Here is a 16281-nt window from a genome sequence, read left to right on the forward strand (position 1 = left end):
CCGGCCACAGCCGGTCTCACCACCGACGTCCCGATCTTCGCGCCGCCCCCTCGCGGCACTCTCACGAGCCCCGTGACCGAGCGATGCCCCCATGGAATTGATCTGGCTCTCGCACCTGTTGCTGCTACTCGCGCTCGCGGGCTGCCTCTACGGTCTGGCCGCCGCGGCTCTCGCCGGCCGGTTCGCCCGGCGCCCGGCGCCCGTCCTCGTGGGCGCGGCGCCGTCGGTGACGATCCTCAAGCCGCTCTGCGGCATGGAGCCGAACCTCTACGAGAACCTCGAGACTTTCTGCCAGCAGGCCTATGCCGGCCCCGTGCAGGTGGTGTTCGGCGTCCAGAATGCCGCCGACCCAGCCATCCCCGTGGTGCGCCGCCTGGCGCAAGCCTATCCTGCCCTGCGCCTCGACCTCGTCGTCGACGCGCGCCAGCACGGCTCCAACCGCAAGGTCTCGAACCTCATCAACATGTCGGGCGAGATCGCCCATAGCGTAGTGGTGCTGGCCGACAGCGACATGGTGGTGAAGCCGGATTACCTCGCCCGCATCGTCGCCGAGCTGGGCCAGCCCGGCGTCAACGGCGTCACCTGCCTCTATCACGGGGTGCCGGCGCACCGGGGCATCTGGGCCCACCTGTCGGCGCTGGCCATCGACGTGCAGTTCCTGCCCAACGTGGTGATGGGCACCTCCCTCGGGCTCGCGAAGCCCTGCTTCGGCTCCACCATCGCCTTCACGGCGAAGGCGCTCGCCGAGATCGGCGGGTTCGAGACGTTCCGGGACGATCTCGCCGACGATTACGCCATCGGCGAAGCCCTGCGCGCCGGCGGCGGCCTCGTGGCGATCCCGACCTTCACCATCGGCCACACCTGCGTCGACACCGATCTCTCCGGCCTGTGGAGCCACGAGCTCCGCTGGAACCGAACCATCCGCAACGTCGATCCGGCGGGCTACGCCGGCTCCATCGTCACCCACGCCTTCCCGCTCGCCCTCATGGGCGCGCTGATCCCGGGGGCGGGCACCAACGCCCTGGTGGTCGCCGCCCTGGCGCTCGCATGCCGCATCGTCCTGTGCGTGCGCCTCGAGCGGGCCTTCGGGCTCGCGTCGCACCCGTACTGGCTGTTGCCGATCCGCGACATCCTCTCGTTCATGAACTTCGCCTGGAGCTTCGTCTCGGGTGCGGTGACATGGAAGGGCCACGATTATCGGGTGGTTGCGGATGGCACACTGATCCCCGAGCGAAGCCTCGGCCACGATGCTGGTGCATCCTCGCTCTGATCTTCGCTTCTAGCTTCCCGCCCGCCCCCGTTCCTTTCTCGCTGAGGCCTTGAACCCCATGCGCACCCTCTTCCTGCAGGCTCCCACCTTCGACGGCTTCGACGGCGGCGCCGGCTCCCGCTACCAGGCCAAGCGCGAGATCAAGTCGTTCTGGTACCCGACCTGGCTCGCCCAGCCGGCGGCCCTGGTGCCGAACTCGAAGCTCATCGACGCGCCGCCGCACAACATCAAGCTCGCCGAGATCGTGGCTCAGGCCAACGACTTCGACCTCGTGGTGCTCCACACCTCGGTGCCGTCGTTCAAGTCCGACGTGAAGACCGTCGAGGCGCTGAAAGCCGCCAACCCGAAGCTCATCGCCGGCCTCATCGGCGCCAAGGTCGCGGTCGACGCCGCCGGCGCCATGGCCCAGGCCCCGTGCATCGATTTCTGCGCCCGCAACGAGTTCGACTTCACCGTCAAGGAAGTCGCCGACGGCACCCCGATGTCGGAGATCAAGGGCCTGTCCTACAGGGACGCCAACGGTGTCGTGATCCACAACGTCGATCGCGAGATCATGACGGACATGGATCAGCTGCCCTTCGTCACGAGCGTGTACAAGCGCGACCTGCAGATGGAGAAGTACTTCATCGGGTACCTGAAGCACCCCTACATCTCGTTCTATTCCGGCCGTGGCTGCAAGAGCCGCTGCACCTTCTGCCTCTGGCCGCAGACCGTCGGCGGCCACACCTACCGCACCCGCTCGGTCGCGCACGTGATCGAGGAGATCAAGTACTGCCTGAAGGAGTTCCCGCAGACGAAGGAGTTCTTCTTCGACGACGACACCTTCACCGACAATCTTCCTCGTGCTGAAGAAATCGCGCGCGAATTGGGCAAGTTGGGCGTGACCTGGTCGTGCAACGCCAAGGCGAACGTGCCGCGCGAGACCCTGAAGGTCCTCAAGGAGAACGGCCTGCGTCTGCTCCTCGTCGGCTACGAGTCCGGCAACCAGCAGATCCTGAACAACATCAAGAAGGGCATGCGCGTCGAGGTGGCCGAGAAGTTCACCAAGGATTGCCACGACCTCGGCATCGCCATCCACGGCACCTTCATCGTCGGTCTGCCCGGCGAGACCCGCGAGACGATCCAGGAGACCATCGCGTTCGCCAAGCGCATCAACCCGCACACCATCCAGGCGTCCCTGGCCGCCCCCTACCCAGGTACCTTCCTGTACAAGCAGGCGGTGGAGAACGGCTGGCTCGACATCGCCAATGCTGAGCTCGTCGACGAGAACGGCGTGCAGATCGCGCCGCTGCACTACCCCCACCTGTCGCATTCCGAGATCTTCGCGGCGGTGGAGGAGTTCTACCGGAAGTTCTACTTCCGCGCTCCGAAGATCGCCTCCATCGTCTCCGAGATGGTCCGCTCACCCGACATGATGAAGCGCCGCCTGCGCGAAGGCGTCGAGTTCTACCGCTTCCTCAAGGAGCGTCAGGGCACCGCCAAGGCCGCGTAAGCAGCTCAGGTCATCGACCGATCGCGGCCGGGCCCAAAGCCCGGCCGTTCGCGTTCCCGGGTTCGGGGCCAAGGCCCCGGCGGGTCGAGGGCGGAGCCCCGCTCTTCCTCCTTCCAGGGCTCCGCCCTGGACCCGCGAGAGGGCTTGCCCTCTCGAAACCCCGTCGTTGGGAGTTTTCGTGAAGCGTCTCGTCGTGACGGCCGACGATTTCGGCTTGAGCCTCGCGGTCAACGAGGCCGTCGAGCAGGCCCATCGCGAGGGCATCCTCACGGCCGCGAGCCTGATGGTCGGCGCGCCCGCCGCTGCCGATGCCGTGGCTCGCGCCCGGCGCCTGCCCACGCTCCGGGTCGGGTTGCACCTGGTGATGGTCGAGGCGTGGCCGACCCTGCCGGCGGCCAGCCTGCCCGATCTCGTCGGCCCGGACGGCCTCATCCGCAGCGATATGGGCCGGCTCGGCCTCGACCTCGCCCTGAAGCCCTCGGCGCGGCGTCAACTCGCGGCCGAGATCACGGCCCAGTTCGAGGCCTACCGGGCGACGGGCCTGCTCCTGGACCACGTCAACGCCCACAAGCACTTCCACGTCCACCCGCTCATCGCCGGCGCGGTGCTGTCCATCGGCCGCCGCTTCGACATGCGGGCGATCCGCGTGCCGCGCGAGCCACGCGCGATGCTGCGCGCTGCCGAGCCGGGCGCCGACCCGAAGCCCGCCCTCGACAGTGCGCCGTGGGCGGCGCTGCTGGCCGTGCGCGCGCGTCAGGCCGGGCTGCTGATTCCCGACCGGACCCTGGGGCTCGCCTGGTCCGGCTCCATGACGCCGGAGCGCGTCGCCGGTCTCCTGGCCCATCTGCCCGATGGTCTCACGGAACTCTACACCCATCCCGCCACCGGTGGCGGGTTTCCCGGCGAGGCGCCCGGCTACGCCTACGCGGCCGAGCGCGATGCCTTGATCGCGCCGGCTGTTCTGGCGGCCTTGGCGGCCTCCGGGGCGATCCGCGGTGGCTTCTCGGATTTCACCTCATAGGTCGCCGCCTCACGGAAAGCGGGCAGCGAGGGGGTGGTCGCGCAGGGCGTGATCGACGGTCGCCAAGCGGCACGACTCGACATGACACTGTGCGAGCAGCATCCGATCGAAGGGGTCGCGCGTCGGCGGAACGGGGTCGATGCAGGCCAGAGCATGCGCCGCACTGACGGGAAGACGTGCGATGCCGAGGGCTTCGTAGAAGAGCGGCAGACTCTCAAGCGGAAGGTCGGGGTCGAGCTTCCCCAGCCCCGTCTTGATCGCAATCCCCCATAAACTCGCGACACTTGCGAACGCAAGGTCTCGGGTTGTCTCAGGCATTCCGCAAAGGAGTAGCTGACCTGATGCAACCGTCCGAGGAAGATGGCGAGTAGGATGTGACTGTCGAGGATCAGTCTCACGGCAGCGGAAGCGGTCGAAGCAGGAAGTCTTTCGGCCAAGGGTCGTCGAAATCGCCCGGGATGAACCCGACAGTGCGACGAATTCCGTGCTCGCGCAGGAATGCCTCGCCCGCGGCGAGGTCGATTCCCCCGGTTCGCTTCTTATGCGGTACGAGATCGAAGACCGGCGTGCCGTTCCGTGTGACGACGATCACGTCGCCGCCATCGACGCGCTCGGCTAACTCCGAAGCCCGGTCCTTCACGTCGTCGATTGAGACGATCATGTGGGACAAGCGCTCCCATGACTGCTCACAACCTGAGAATGCGTACGCCAGTCCTGAAATAGCGTCCAGTGTCGGTCTTCGTGGGTCGCGTCCACGTACGCAAAACGGGCACGGATCCGATCCGCGCCCGTTCGTCGTTCCGGGAAGGAAGGCGGGCCTTACTTCGCCGCCACAGCCTCGGCCGGGCGCCGGGCTTTCAGGTCCGGCGGCACGGCGGCGTCGCCTTCGGGGCGCTTCGGGGCGGGCTGCTTCGGCGGCGGGCCGAGGAAGGCCGGAACCACGAAGAACGCCGCCACCAAGGTGAAGAACAGCGACAGGGCCAGCAGCTTGCCCATGCTGGCCGTGCCGGGATGGCTCGACAGCACGAGGGAGCCGAACGCCGTGCCGGTGGTCAGCGCAGAGAAGAAGATCGCCCGGGTCAGGCTGGACGCCAGCATGTCGGCGACGCCCGCCCGCCAGGCGATGACGTAGTAGATGTGGAAAGCCACACCCACGGCGAGCATCAGCGGCATGGCGATGATGTTAGCGAAGTTCAGCGGCATGCCGACGATATGCAGCGCCATCAGGGTCCACAGGGTCGCGAGCACCAGGGGCCCGAGGGTCATCGCCACATCCCAGGGTTTGCGCAGGGCCACCGACAGGATGATGAAGATGAGCACCAGGGCGGTCAGCGCCGCCTGCACGAAGGCCCCCAGGATGGTGTAGCTCGACGAGGTGGTGGCGACTGGCGCGCCCGTTGCGTGAGGCGCCACGGTCTGCACCTCCTTGGCGAAGCGACGCAGGACGACGTTGTCGTTGGCGTCTCCGCTCGGGTGGACCTCGATCCGCGAACGCCCGTCCGCCGTGACCCACTCCGCCTTCAGCTTGGGCGGCAGGTTGGCCAGGGTGATCTTCTGGGGGTTCAGCAGACCGCCCAGACGCGTCAGCAAGGTCTTGAGGTCCGTGGTCAGGGCGACGCTGGCGGCCTCGCGCTTGGCGACGGGCGCCGCCGCCAGGGCATCGAGGGTGGTTGCGAGGGCACCGGCGGTCTTGGCGGCCGTGAGCGTCCGCAGGGCAACGGCCGTGTCCCTGATCGCCTTGACGTTGTCGGCGTCCGTGGGCGGCGGCGGCTTGCGGCCCGGGTTCAAGGCCGGACCGAGAAGCTGGGCCGTATCGGCGATGACGGCGAGCTTCGCGTCCTGGTCGCGGGGCACGAAGGTGTCGATGTCGATGACCTTGGCGACGGACGGCAGCTTGCGCAGCTTCGCGGCGATCTCCGGCACCGCCTCGGGGGAGGGGGCGAGGACGTCGATGAGGTTCGGGCTCGTCTCCGGGTCCTTGATTAGATCGAGATAGGTGGCGATCGATTCCACCTTCGGGCTGCGCAGGTGCATCGGATTGGAATCGAACGGCAGCTTGAACAGCAGGGGAATGCCCGCCACGGTCACGAGGCCGACGCCGATGAGGACGGCCTTGCGGTGCTCGATGATCCAGTGGTCGACCCCCGCCATCCAGGCGGTCTCGACGGCCTTCGCCTCGGTCTTCGGCTTGAACACGGCGATGAGCGCCGGCAGCAGGGTGAGCGAGAACAGGTAGGCGACGATCATGCCGACGCCGGCGATGAGGCCGAGTTCGGACACGCCCCGGAAGGCGGTGGGCAGGAAGGCGAAGAAGCCGGCGATGAGCGAGATGGCGGCCAGTGTCAGGGACCAGCCGACGCCGCGCGCGGCGGCACTCAGGGCCGAGGGCAGGTCCGGCTGCTCGAACCGGTCCGCTCGGTAACGGACGGCAAACTGGATGCCGAAATCGATTCCGAGCCCCACGAAGAGGGCGGCGAAGGCGACCGAGATCGGGTTCAGCTCGCCCACCATCAGCAGCCCGAGGGCCGCCGTGACGATGAGGCCGGCAAAGGTGGTGATGAGCACCGCGCCCACCAGGGAGGCGGAGCGCAGGGCGAGCCAGACGAACAGCACGATGGCGCCGGTGGTGACGCTGTAGTTGAGGAACGCGTCCTCGGCGAGCGTCGCGAACTCATCGTCGGCCACGGCCACGGGGCCGGTCAGGCGCATGCGGGCGCCACCGCCGACCTCGTACTCGCCATTGTTGATCTTGAGATCCGCCGCGATCTTGCGGACGACCGCCGTCGCCGTGGCGCCGGGCTGAAGGGCGTTATAGTCCAGCACCGGCTGGATCATCACGAACTTGCGCAGGTCGGTGCTGTGCAGCTTGCCGTTGGACAGGAGCGTCTGCCACGATAGGCGCGCCGGCTCGCCGGCCAGGACCTTGCGCAAAGTCGCGTCGATCTGGGCCATCGGCCGGTCGAGGTCCTCGACCTTGGCGTCGCCGCTCTTGACGCCCTTCGCCCCGAGGCTGAGCACCCGCATGATGCCGCGCAGGGACGGGTCGGCGGCGAGCGGCCCGAGCAGGCCCTGCTGCTGGACGAGCTGCTCGGTGGTCTTGGTCAGTTCCTCCTGCGACATGAGCAGGAAGCCGTTCTTCTCGTAGAACGGCCCGCCGTCCGGGCGGTAGACGGACTCGATGGTGTCCTTGCGCTCGGCCAGGGCCTTGGCGAGATTGGCCGCCGCCTCCTCGGCCTCCTCGGGCGATTTCCCGTCGATGACCGCCACGAGGGTTCCGGTCCGCTGCGGGAACGCCTTCTCGTAGGCGATCTCGTCCTGGCGCCAGGGGACGTCCTTGTCGATCAGCCGCTCCACATCGGTGTTGATGCGGAATAGGTGGGCGGCCATGCCGGCGCTCGCGGCGGTGGCGAGGGCGACCAGGGCTATGACCAGCCAGCGGCGCTGGACGGAAAACGCGACGAGCCGTTCGATCACGGGTATCCTGCCTGCTTATGCGATGTGGTCCGGGCGGGGCCGGCGGGGTCTGTGGCCACCGGCCGTGGAGCCGGAACACGCGGATCGCGCCATGTCCGACCGTCGGGTATCACCAATCGGCACGATCCACGAATGCGAACACCCTCCCGGCGGCGGTCGGCCGACGGCTTCGATACGACGAAACCGCGCGCGACGCGCCGATCCTGACGCTTGGCTCAGTAAGGGTCCTGCGTCCAGAATGCAACGCATCCCATGTTTTGCGAAGGTCCGGGCTTTCGGAGGCGGAATCGGCTTCACGGCATGCGTGGCATGCAGGTCGGTAGTCCAGCGCCGTCAGGAAGAAGCGCCGGTCGGTACGACGCCTCGCCTCAGAAAACTCACGATCCGGGGGCTTGTCTTCCACCATCACGGCGGCTGGGGGTTCCGGCTGGCCGTCCCGTCACCAACGCCCACTGCACGCCGATCCCCGGCCCTGTGGCCGGATTATCCCAGGGTCGCGGAAACCCGCACGGTCGAGGTCGGTTGTGCGTCGTTTCGGATTGGTTCCAATCTAGGTCGCTGGAATTCCGATTTTTTTCACGCTAAGCAGCCCGATACATCGGGGCCAGCAACAAGGAGCCACGTCTTGGGTATTCCCCTCCGGTACGTCGCGAAGATTGGCGGCTACATCCTGAAACAGCACCTCACCGGCCGCAAGCGCTACCCGCTCGTGATGATGATGGAGCCGCTGTTCCGCTGCAATCTCGCCTGCGCCGGTTGCGGCAAGATCGATTACCCGGACGAGATCCTGAACAAGCGCCTGCCGGTGGCGGATGCCCTCGAGTCCGTGCGCGAGTGCGGCGCCCCCATGGTGGTCATCGCCGGCGGCGAGCCGCTCCTGCACAAGGACCTGCCGCAGATCGTCGAGGGCATCATCGCCCAGAAGAAGTTCGCGATCGTGTGCACGAACGCGTTGCTCCTCGAGAAGAAGATCAAGGAGTACAAGCCCAGCCCATACTTCACCTGGTCGATCCATCTCGACGGCGACAAGGAGATGCACGACGGCTCGGTGTGCCAGCGCGGCGTCTACGACAAGGCCGTGGCCGCCATCGCCAAGGCGAAGGAGATGGGCTTCCGCGTCACCATCAACTGCACCTTCTTCAACAACTCGTCCTCGGACAAGATCGCCGACTTCTTCGACAGCGTGACGAAGATGGGCATCGACGGCATCACGGTCTCGCCCGGCTACGCCTACGAGCGTGCGCCCGACCAGCAGCACTTCCTGAACCGCAAGGCGACGAAGGATCTGTTCCGCGGCGTGTTCCGCGCCGGCAAGGAGAAGGGCCGCCAGAAGTGGGCCTTCCAGCAGTCGGGCCTGTTCCTCGACTTCCTGGCCGGCAACCAGACCTACCATTGCACGCCCTGGGGCAACCCGACCCGCACCGTTTTCGGCTGGCAGAAGCCCTGCTACCTGCTCGGCGAGGGTTACACGGCGACCTTCAAGGAACTGATGGAGGAGACCGACTGGGATTCCTACGGCACCGGCAACTACGAAAAGTGCGCCGACTGCATGGTCCATTCGGGCTACGAGGCGTCCTCGGTGGTGGATTCGGTGCGCAAGCCCTGGAAGCCGCTCATCCAAGCGATCCGCGGGATCAAGACCGAGGGCGAGATGGCCCCCGAGATCAATCTCGACAAGCAGCGCCCGGCCGAGTTCGTGTTCTCGCGCAACGTCGCCCAGAAGCTGTCCGAGATCAAAGCCTCCGGCGTCGACACCAAGCGCGAAGCCCGCAACCGCACGGCGGCCTGAGCCGCCTCGGCGCCGGCAGAGTCCGGCGCCGAACGATCCCGAACGAAAAGCCCCGCGACATCTTTGTGTCGCGGGGCTTTTCGTTGTCCGAAATCCGTTCGTCCTACGGTACGCCGAGGCTCGCACCGAGCAGGGGCCGGCACCGCTTCAGGACCGCGAAGGCCCGCCCGGAATCGCGGGCGAGGTGCATGAGGGGGCCGATCTGGCGTGGATCGCGCAGGATCGCCATGAGCACCGCGACGATGTCGGGCTCGCCGTTCGGTTTCAGCGCCTGCGCCGCGAAGGCCGGGATCGCCCGTTTGGCCGGATCGCAGATCACGCGGATCGCCGCGAAGGGCAGGCCATGCCGGGCCGCGAAGGCGGCGGCGACGTGCGATTCCATATCGACGGCGACAGCCCCGGTACGGGCGTGGAGGCTGGCCTTGTCGGCAGGAGCGAGGATCGCCGTTTCCACGCCGGCGACGGCCGCCAGGACGGAGCCCAACGCCGCGAGCCGGGCCATCAGCGCATCGGCCACGGCTCTGTCGGCTGGATAGCTTCGGTCACCCGCCACAATCTCGGTGGCGACAACCACATCCCCCGCCGCGAGGTCGGGCGCGAGTCCTCCGGCGATGCCGATGCTGACCACCGCGCGGCATCCCGGCGGCACTCGGACTTCGAGGAGGGCGCGCAGGCGCCGCGGGTCGCCGCCCGCCCCGATGGCGATCACCCCCGGTCCGGCGGCAAGACGCGCTTCCTTGGCGAGGCCGGTGACGGCGAGGACGGGGAGCATCGGATTTCCAGACACCAAGCCGGCCCTCCCCGGAGCGGGTAGGGGCGGGCGCGCCCCTACATTCCGAACGCGACCGTCCGGGTGTTGGACTGCTTCAGATTGCGGAAGCGCGCCATGGCCCAGAGCGGGAAGAACTTCGGGTAGCCGTGGTAGCGCAGGTAGAACACCCGCGGGAAGCCGGTGGCGGTGTAGCGCTCCTCGGACCAGAAGCCGTCGGCCCCTTGCGTCCGGGTCAGGTAGTTGATGCCACGCACCACCGCCGGATCGTCGGCCTCGCCCGCCGCCATGAGGGCGAGCAACGCCCAGGCCGTCTGCGAGGCCGTGGAGTAGCCCGGCTCGAAGGCCGGATCGATCTTGTAGGACGATGCGTCTTCGCCCCAGCCGCCATCCGGGTTCTGGATGCGGATGAGCCAGGCCACGGCCTTGCGGATCTCGGGGCTCGCCGGATCGACGGCGGCGGCATTGAGGGCGCACAGCACCGACCAGGTGCCGTAGATGAAGTTCATGCCCCAGCGGCCGTACCACGAACCGTCCTCTTCCTGGTCGGCGAGGAGGTAGGAGACGCCGCGGTCGAGGGCCTTCGAGCTGTCGCGGGTCTCGCCGAGCTGGGCCAGCATCGAGACGACGCGGGCGGTGACGTCGGCGGTGGGCGGGTCGAGCAGGGCGCCGTGATCCGAGAACGGGATGTGGTTGAGGTAATGATGGTTGTTGTCGGCGTCGAACGCCGCCCAGCCACCGTCGCTCGACTGCAGGCCCTCGACCCATTCGCGGGCCCGCGCAATGGCATTGGCGTAGTCGGGCACGTCGGCGACCAGCCCGTGCTGACGGGTGGCCCGGTCCATGGCCATCACCACGACGGCGGTGTCGTCGAGGTCGGGGAAGTGGGGATTGGCGTACTGGAACGCCCAGCCGCCGGGACGCACGTTCGGGCGGCCCGCCGCCCAATCGCCCTTGATGTCGAGGACCTGAAGGGGCTTGAGCCAGTCGAGGCCGCGGCGGGCCTGCCGCTCGGCCTCGGGGCCGCCGGCTTCCAGCAGGGCATGGCCGGCCAGCGCCGTATCCCACACCGGGGACAGGCAGGGCTGCACGTAGGCCTCGTGCTCCTTGACCACCACGAGCTTCTCGATGGCCTCGCAGGCGATCATCACCAGCGGGTGGTCGGCGGGATAGCCGAGCACGTCGTACATCAGCACGGTGTTGACCATGGCGGGGAAGATGGCGCCGAGGCCGTCTTCGCCGTTGAGGCGCTCGCTGACCCAGGCCTCGGCCTTGTCGATGGCGCGCTGGCGGCGCTTCTTCGGGAAATGCGCCTGGGTGACTTGCAGCACCCGGTCGATGGCCCCGAAGATGGGCGTCCAGGGCCAGGTCGCGTGCGGGCTGCCGGGCCAGTGACGGACGTGCTCGGGCGGCGTCACGAACAGTTCCGGCACGCCGAGGCCGCGCGGGTTCTTGGCCAAGGGCTTCTTGGCCTGAAGCACCAGCAGGGGCACGATCACGCAGCGCGCCCAGTAGGACACCTTGTCGAGGTGGAACGGGAACCACTTCGGGAGGTGCATGATCTCCACGGGCATCACCGGCACGGCGCGCCACGGCACCTGCCCGAACAGGGCCAGCAGGAAGCGGGTGAAGACGTTGGAATTGGCGGCCCCGCCGCGCGACAGGATCGCCTCGCGCGCACGGCGCATGTGCGGCGCCTCGATGGAATCGCCCGTGAACTTGAGGGCGTAGTAGGCCTTGACGCTCGCGCTCATGTCGAACGGCCCATCGTGGACCAGGGACCAGCCCCCGTGCTTGCCTTGCGTGCGGCGCAGGTAGTTGCCGATCTTAGCCTCCAGGCCCGGCACGATCTCGGTCGCGCGGAACTGGTGGAACATGATGTATTCGGACGGAATCGTCGCGTCGGCCTCGAGCTCGAAGCACAGGTGCCCGTCGGCGTGGGAGAGAGCCGCGAGAGCGTGCGTCGCGCGCGTGATGCCGCGCTCCACATCCTCGATGGAGATCTCCTGCGTCTTGGGGCGCTGCAGCGCCTCGACCTTCTTGAATGCCTCTCGCATCGTCCTCGCCTCACCGGCCTTCAAAGCCGCCGCCATACCTCAGGCCGCGCCGCACGCGCGTGCCCGTGCACACTCGCCCGCCGGGCGTGCGAGTGCGTGCGCGGCGGTCGTTCCCGACCGGATCGCGCCTTCGATCGTCGATGGCAGACCGGTCGCGGTCCAATCGCCTGCCAGGACGCAATTGCGGTGGGCCGTCTGGGCGCCGGATCGGCGCGCGGCCTCGGCAGGCGTCGCCGCGAAGGTCGCCCGCTTCTCCTTGACGATCTGCCAGCTTGGCAGTTCTGGCGCAAGTCCGCACAAAGTCGAGACTTCGGCCCAGATTTGTCGACCCAAGTCTTCCCGCGGCACGTCGAGGAGGCGATCGGCGCCGCTGATGGTCACGGATAGACGATCCGGATAGGCGAACAGCCACTCCGTCAGTCCATTCACCACGCCGAGCAGTAACGGTGCGTTCGCGGGCGGAACCACAGCGAAATGCGCGTTGACGATGGAGCGGTAGGCCTGCGGCGCGGCCAACCCCGGAATCAGGTCCGCCGCCACCCAGGGTGGCAGGGCGACCACGACCGAATCATCGGCGCCGAGAACGAGGGTCTCGTCGCCGAACACGAGTTCGGTGACCCCGGCCTCGCCGAACGTCAGCGAGCGCAGGCGATGCCCGAACCGCATTTCGGCGCCGTACCGTGCTAGATAGGCCACAGCCGGATCGACGAACGCCGCCGAGAGCCCGGCCACCGCCACGAGGGGACGGCTCGCAGCACCTCCGGCCCCGAGGGTCTCGCGCAGGATCGTGGCGGCGAGGCCGACGTCGCTCTCCTTCGGCTCGGTGTTGAGGGCCGCGATGAGCACCGGGTGCCACAAGCGGTCGTAGAGCAGGCCCTCGCAGGCCATGGCCTCGCCGATGGTTCCGCCCTGGCCCGGCGCCTTGCCGGCGGCGGCCTTCAGGATGCGCAAGGGGGCGAGATAGTCCGATGCCTTGGTGCCCGGCACCCGGCGCGAAGCTGCAAGCACCCACCAGGGGATCCGGCCGGCGTTGGGGCGCAGGGTCCAGCGCTCGCCGGTCTTGAGGTCGGCGAAGGGGAACTCGGCTTCGGCCGGCCCCGAGAGGGCATCGGCCGGGGCGCCGATGGTCTTCATGAAGCCCAGCGCCGAGGTGTTGCCCGACAGGAGCAGGTGGTTGCCGTTGTCGATGGTGAGACCGAGGGTCGGGTCGTAGTACGAGCGGCAACGGCCGCCGGCCTGCTTGGCCGCCTCGTGCACGATCACGCGGCGTCCGGCCTCCACCAGGGAGACGGCGGCCGAGAGCCCGGCGAGCCCGGCGCCGACGACGTGGACGGTACCGGCCATCAGACGATCCCGTGACGCAGGGCGACGGCGACGAGGGCGGCCTTGGCCGGCTTCACCCGGGCGCGGGGCTTGGCCCAACCGCGCGCCAGCACGGCGTCGAGGTAGAGCCGGTAGGCCGCCGCCATGAGACGGGGCGCCTTGGTGACCTTGCGCGGGCAGCGGGCGATGATCGCCCAGGTCTCGCGGTAATGCTCCTTCGCCTCCTCCGCGACGGCGGCACAGACTTCGCCGATGCGGGGATGGTCGATGGCCGCCTGCGGCGTCGGATCGGTCAGGCCGATGGCGAAAAGCTTCTCGCGGGGGAGGTAGAGGCGGCCGCGCTCGGCATCTTCGTCGATGTCGCGCAGGATGTTGGTGAGCTGGAGCGCGCGGCCCTCGTGATGGGCGAGCGCGATGCCTTCGGCCTCGGCCACACCGAAGATGCGTACGGAGAGACGGCCGACGGCACTGGCGACCCGGTCGCAGTAGAGGTCGAGGGTGGCTTCGTCGGGGGCGACGATGTCCTCGAACGCGTCCATGGCCATGCCGTCGATGACGGCGTGGAAATCCGCCCGCAACAGGCCGTAGCGCCGGATCGGAACCACGAGGTCCTGCACCCGGGGCACGGGCCGTCCGGCATAGAGGGCGTCGATGTCGGCGGCCCAGCGGTCGAGCTCAGCCCGGCGAATCTCGGCGGGACCGCCGTCATCGGCGACATCGTCCACGGCGCGGCAGAACGCGTAGACGGCATACATCGCCTCGCGCCGTTCCTTCGGCAGTAGCCGCATGGCGGTGTAGAACGACGAAGATTTCGCCGGCAGGGCCTCGACGGGCGCCGTCTCGGGCAGGGGCGTGGCGGTGGCGCTCATGCGCGTGTCCCCAGCGCATGGCGACGCAGGGTCCGACCGCGCAGGGGGCGCCGCGCCAGGGTCGCGGCAATGCCGCCGAGCGCCGTCAGGGCGAACGCCGCCTTGCCGTGATGGACCTTCTCGGACAGGGGATCACGCTCCATCAGGCCCCGGCACAGCACGACCGCGAGGCGGTGGATCGCCGCGATCTCGAGGCTGAGGCGCAGGTCCGCGATGAGGTCGGGCAGCACGGCGCCCTCGTCCAGGAGCCCCATGGTGCGTGTCGCCAATTCACGGATGACGGCGCGCAGCGCCGGCGAGGCCTTGGCGGCGCCCAGTGCCTCGACGGTCACGCCATGCTTCTCCAGGGTTTCGCGCGGGAGGTAGACCCGGTCGTTGCGGGTGTAGTCCTTCCCGCAATCCTGGAGGTGATTGATGATCTGCAGCGCGGCGCAGATGGCGTCGGACGGCCCCCAGACCACGGACGGATCCTCGCCGTGCACGTCGAGGACGTAGCGTCCCACCGGCATGGCCGAGAGTCGGCAATAGGCGATGAGCTCGTCCCAATCGGCGTAGCGGGTCTTGCGCGCATCGAGGCGGAAGGCGTCGAGGAGTTCGAGCGCGTGGGTCGCCGGCAAGCCTCTCGCGAAAAGTTCGCGCTTGAGGGGCTCGGCCTCGGGGTCGGACGGACCCTTGCCCGTGAGGGCGTCGGCGAGCGCGTCGAGCAGCTCGATCTTACGCTCGGGCGTCAGCGTGGTGTGGTCCGCGACATCGTCGCCGGCCCGCACGAAATCGTAGAAGGCCAGGATCGCGCCCCGGTTCCTCGGGTGGATCAGGTGCGACGCGACGGGAAAGTTCTCGTCCTTGTGGCCCTTGCCGGAGCGGGCCTCCGTGGCGTTCTGCAGGGTGGCGCTCACTTGAGGCGTCCCTCCTGGCGGAACCACGCGATGGCGTCGGACAAGCCTTCGCGGTAGGGGCGGGCGGTGTAGCCGAGTTCGGCTCGCGCCTTCGCATCGGTGAAGAACATGCGGTAGCGCGACATCCTGATGCCGTCGATGGTGGCGAACGGCGCCTTGCCGGTGAAGCGGGCGATCTGCTCGGAGACGAACGCGATCGGGTAGACCACGGCGCGCGGCAGGTTCACCGTCGGCGCCTTGCGGCCGACCATGCCGGCGATGTCGGCGAGCATCTGCGAGAGCAGGACATTCTCGCCGCCGAGGATGTAGCGCTCGCCGACCCGTCCGCGCTGGAGCGCGAGCAGATGGCCGTAGGCGACATCGTCCACGTGGGCGAGGTTGAGGCCGGTGTCGACGAAGGCGGGCATGCGTCCGAGCGCCGCTTCCAAGATGATGCGGCCCGTGGGCGTCGGCTTCACGTCGCGGGGGCCGATGGGCGTCGACGGGTTGACGATGACCACGGGCAGGCCGTTGCGCGCCGCCATCTCCTCGACGACGCGCTCGGACACCACCTTGCTGCGTTTGTAGGCGCCGATGGCGGTACCGGGCGTCAGGGGCCGGGTCTCGTCGGCGGGCGTGCCGTCGTCGTGCGGTTTGATGGTGGCGACGCTCGACGTGTAGACGATGCGCTCGATGCCGGCCCGCAGGGCCTCTTCCATGAGGATCACGGCGCCGTCGCGGTTGGTCGCGACGATCTCCTCGGGGTTCGGCGCCCACAGGCGGTAATCCGCCGCCGCGTGCACGAGGTATCGCTGGCCTTGCAAGGCGGCGGCGACGGCCGTCCGGTCGCGCATGTCGCCCTCGACCACCTCGACGTCGGTCCAGGTCAGATTGGTGCGCGGCGATGTGGCCCGCACCATGATCCGCACCCGAAATCCGGCCTTGCGGAACACGTCCACGAGGGCGGCGCCCAGGAAACCGCTCGCACCGGTGATGAGAACCGGGCCGGCATCGAAGGGGCCGGTGGGGGTCGCCTGTGGCATTTCTCTCGCGGGTTCAAAAGCAAAAGGGGCGCAGCGGGTTTGGGACCGCAGAACCCGGCGCTTTTGTCATCGAAATAGACCTCCGACAAGCGCAGTCGGGTCACACCCAGGCGCATCCGCACGGGGCTGGCCCGCGCGGATGCGCCTGATGGGACCAGTCAGGCGAGGCGCAAGCGGCTCGATCCGGCCTTCCGCTCGGGGAGGGTATCGCGGGCGGTGCGGGCGATGGATTCGGCGTCGAGGCCGGCCTCGCGGTACATGGCGTCGGGGGAGTTGTGGTCCTGGTAGGTGTCGGGCAG

At 68.4% G+C, this 16281-nt stretch carries 12 protein-coding genes; 4 read left to right on the plus strand and 8 right to left on the minus strand.

From position 1 onward, the window contains the following. Window positions 1–91 precede the first annotated feature (91 nt). From hpnI to hpnK, 3 genes are all read left to right on the plus strand, one after another. Entirely contained in the window at window positions 92–1270 is a 1179-nt protein-coding gene (gene hpnI / locus ASF27_RS04575) for a bacteriohopanetetrol glucosamine biosynthesis glycosyltransferase HpnI (RefSeq protein WP_056358102.1), read from the plus strand. A 58-nt stretch (window positions 1271–1328) separates the two neighbouring features. After that, entirely contained in the window at window positions 1329–2762 is a 1434-nt protein-coding gene (gene hpnJ / locus ASF27_RS04580; RefSeq protein ID WP_056094321.1) for a hopanoid biosynthesis associated radical SAM protein HpnJ, read from the plus strand. A gap of 178 nt (window positions 2763–2940) precedes the next feature. After that, entirely contained in the window at window positions 2941–3783 is an 843-nt protein-coding gene (gene hpnK, locus ASF27_RS04585; RefSeq protein WP_056303535.1) for a hopanoid biosynthesis-associated protein HpnK, read from the plus strand. A gap of 394 nt (window positions 3784–4177) precedes the next feature. Here the strand turns inward: hpnK and ASF27_RS04595 are convergent, their stop codons facing one another. Beyond that, a complete protein-coding gene (locus tag ASF27_RS04595; RefSeq protein ID WP_056358104.1) occupies window positions 4178–4444 on the minus strand; it encodes a type II toxin-antitoxin system prevent-host-death family antitoxin in 267 nt (88 codons plus the stop codon). Between the two features lie 158 nt (window positions 4445–4602). After that, window positions 4603–7257, minus strand: a complete 2655-nt coding sequence (locus ASF27_RS04600) for an MMPL family transporter (RefSeq protein WP_056358107.1) — start codon at window positions 7255–7257, stop codon at window positions 4603–4605. Window positions 7258–7882: 625 nt separating this feature from the next. Here ASF27_RS04600 and hpnH point away from each other — a divergent pair. After that, complete coding sequence (gene hpnH / locus ASF27_RS04605; RefSeq protein ID WP_056174854.1) at window positions 7883–9046, plus strand: adenosyl-hopene transferase HpnH; 1164 nt, start codon at window positions 7883–7885, stop codon at window positions 9044–9046. A gap of 103 nt (window positions 9047–9149) precedes the next feature. Here the strand turns inward: hpnH and ASF27_RS04610 are convergent, their stop codons facing one another. Genes ASF27_RS04610 through hpnA form a run of 6 tightly spaced genes read right to left on the minus strand, consistent with a single transcriptional unit; the run spans window position 9150 to window position 15982 of the window. Further along, window positions 9150–9818 (minus strand): phosphorylase, encoded by a 669-nt coding sequence (locus ASF27_RS04610; protein WP_056358110.1) that lies wholly within the window; start codon window positions 9816–9818, stop codon window positions 9150–9152. 56 nt (window positions 9819–9874) lie between these two features. After that, entirely contained in the window at window positions 9875–11872 is a 1998-nt protein-coding gene (gene shc, locus ASF27_RS04615; RefSeq protein ID WP_056358113.1) for a squalene--hopene cyclase, read from the minus strand. A gap of 39 nt (window positions 11873–11911) precedes the next feature. Next, complete coding sequence (hpnE, locus tag ASF27_RS04620) at window positions 11912–13216, minus strand: hydroxysqualene dehydroxylase HpnE (RefSeq protein ID WP_056358116.1); 1305 nt, start codon at window positions 13214–13216, stop codon at window positions 11912–11914. Continuing rightward, a complete protein-coding gene (hpnD, locus tag ASF27_RS04625; RefSeq protein WP_056174862.1) occupies window positions 13216–14064 on the minus strand; it encodes a presqualene diphosphate synthase HpnD in 849 nt (282 codons plus the stop codon). The genes hpnE and hpnD overlap by 1 nt, the downstream gene beginning before the upstream one ends. After that, window positions 14061–14960 (minus strand): squalene synthase HpnC, encoded by a 900-nt coding sequence (gene hpnC / locus ASF27_RS04630; RefSeq protein ID WP_056358119.1) that lies wholly within the window; start codon window positions 14958–14960, stop codon window positions 14061–14063. The genes hpnD and hpnC overlap by 4 nt, the downstream gene beginning before the upstream one ends. Next, window positions 14957–15982 carry a hopanoid-associated sugar epimerase gene (hpnA, locus tag ASF27_RS04635; RefSeq protein ID WP_056174866.1) on the minus strand — a complete coding sequence of 342 codons (1026 nt, stop codon included), beginning with the start codon at window positions 15980–15982 and terminating at the stop codon, window positions 14957–14959. The genes hpnC and hpnA overlap by 4 nt, the downstream gene beginning before the upstream one ends. Between the last annotated feature and the right edge of the window lie 299 nt (window positions 15983–16281).

Source organism: Methylobacterium sp. Leaf102 (assembly GCF_001422425.1).
Lineage (GTDB): Bacteria > Pseudomonadota > Alphaproteobacteria > Rhizobiales > Beijerinckiaceae > Methylobacterium.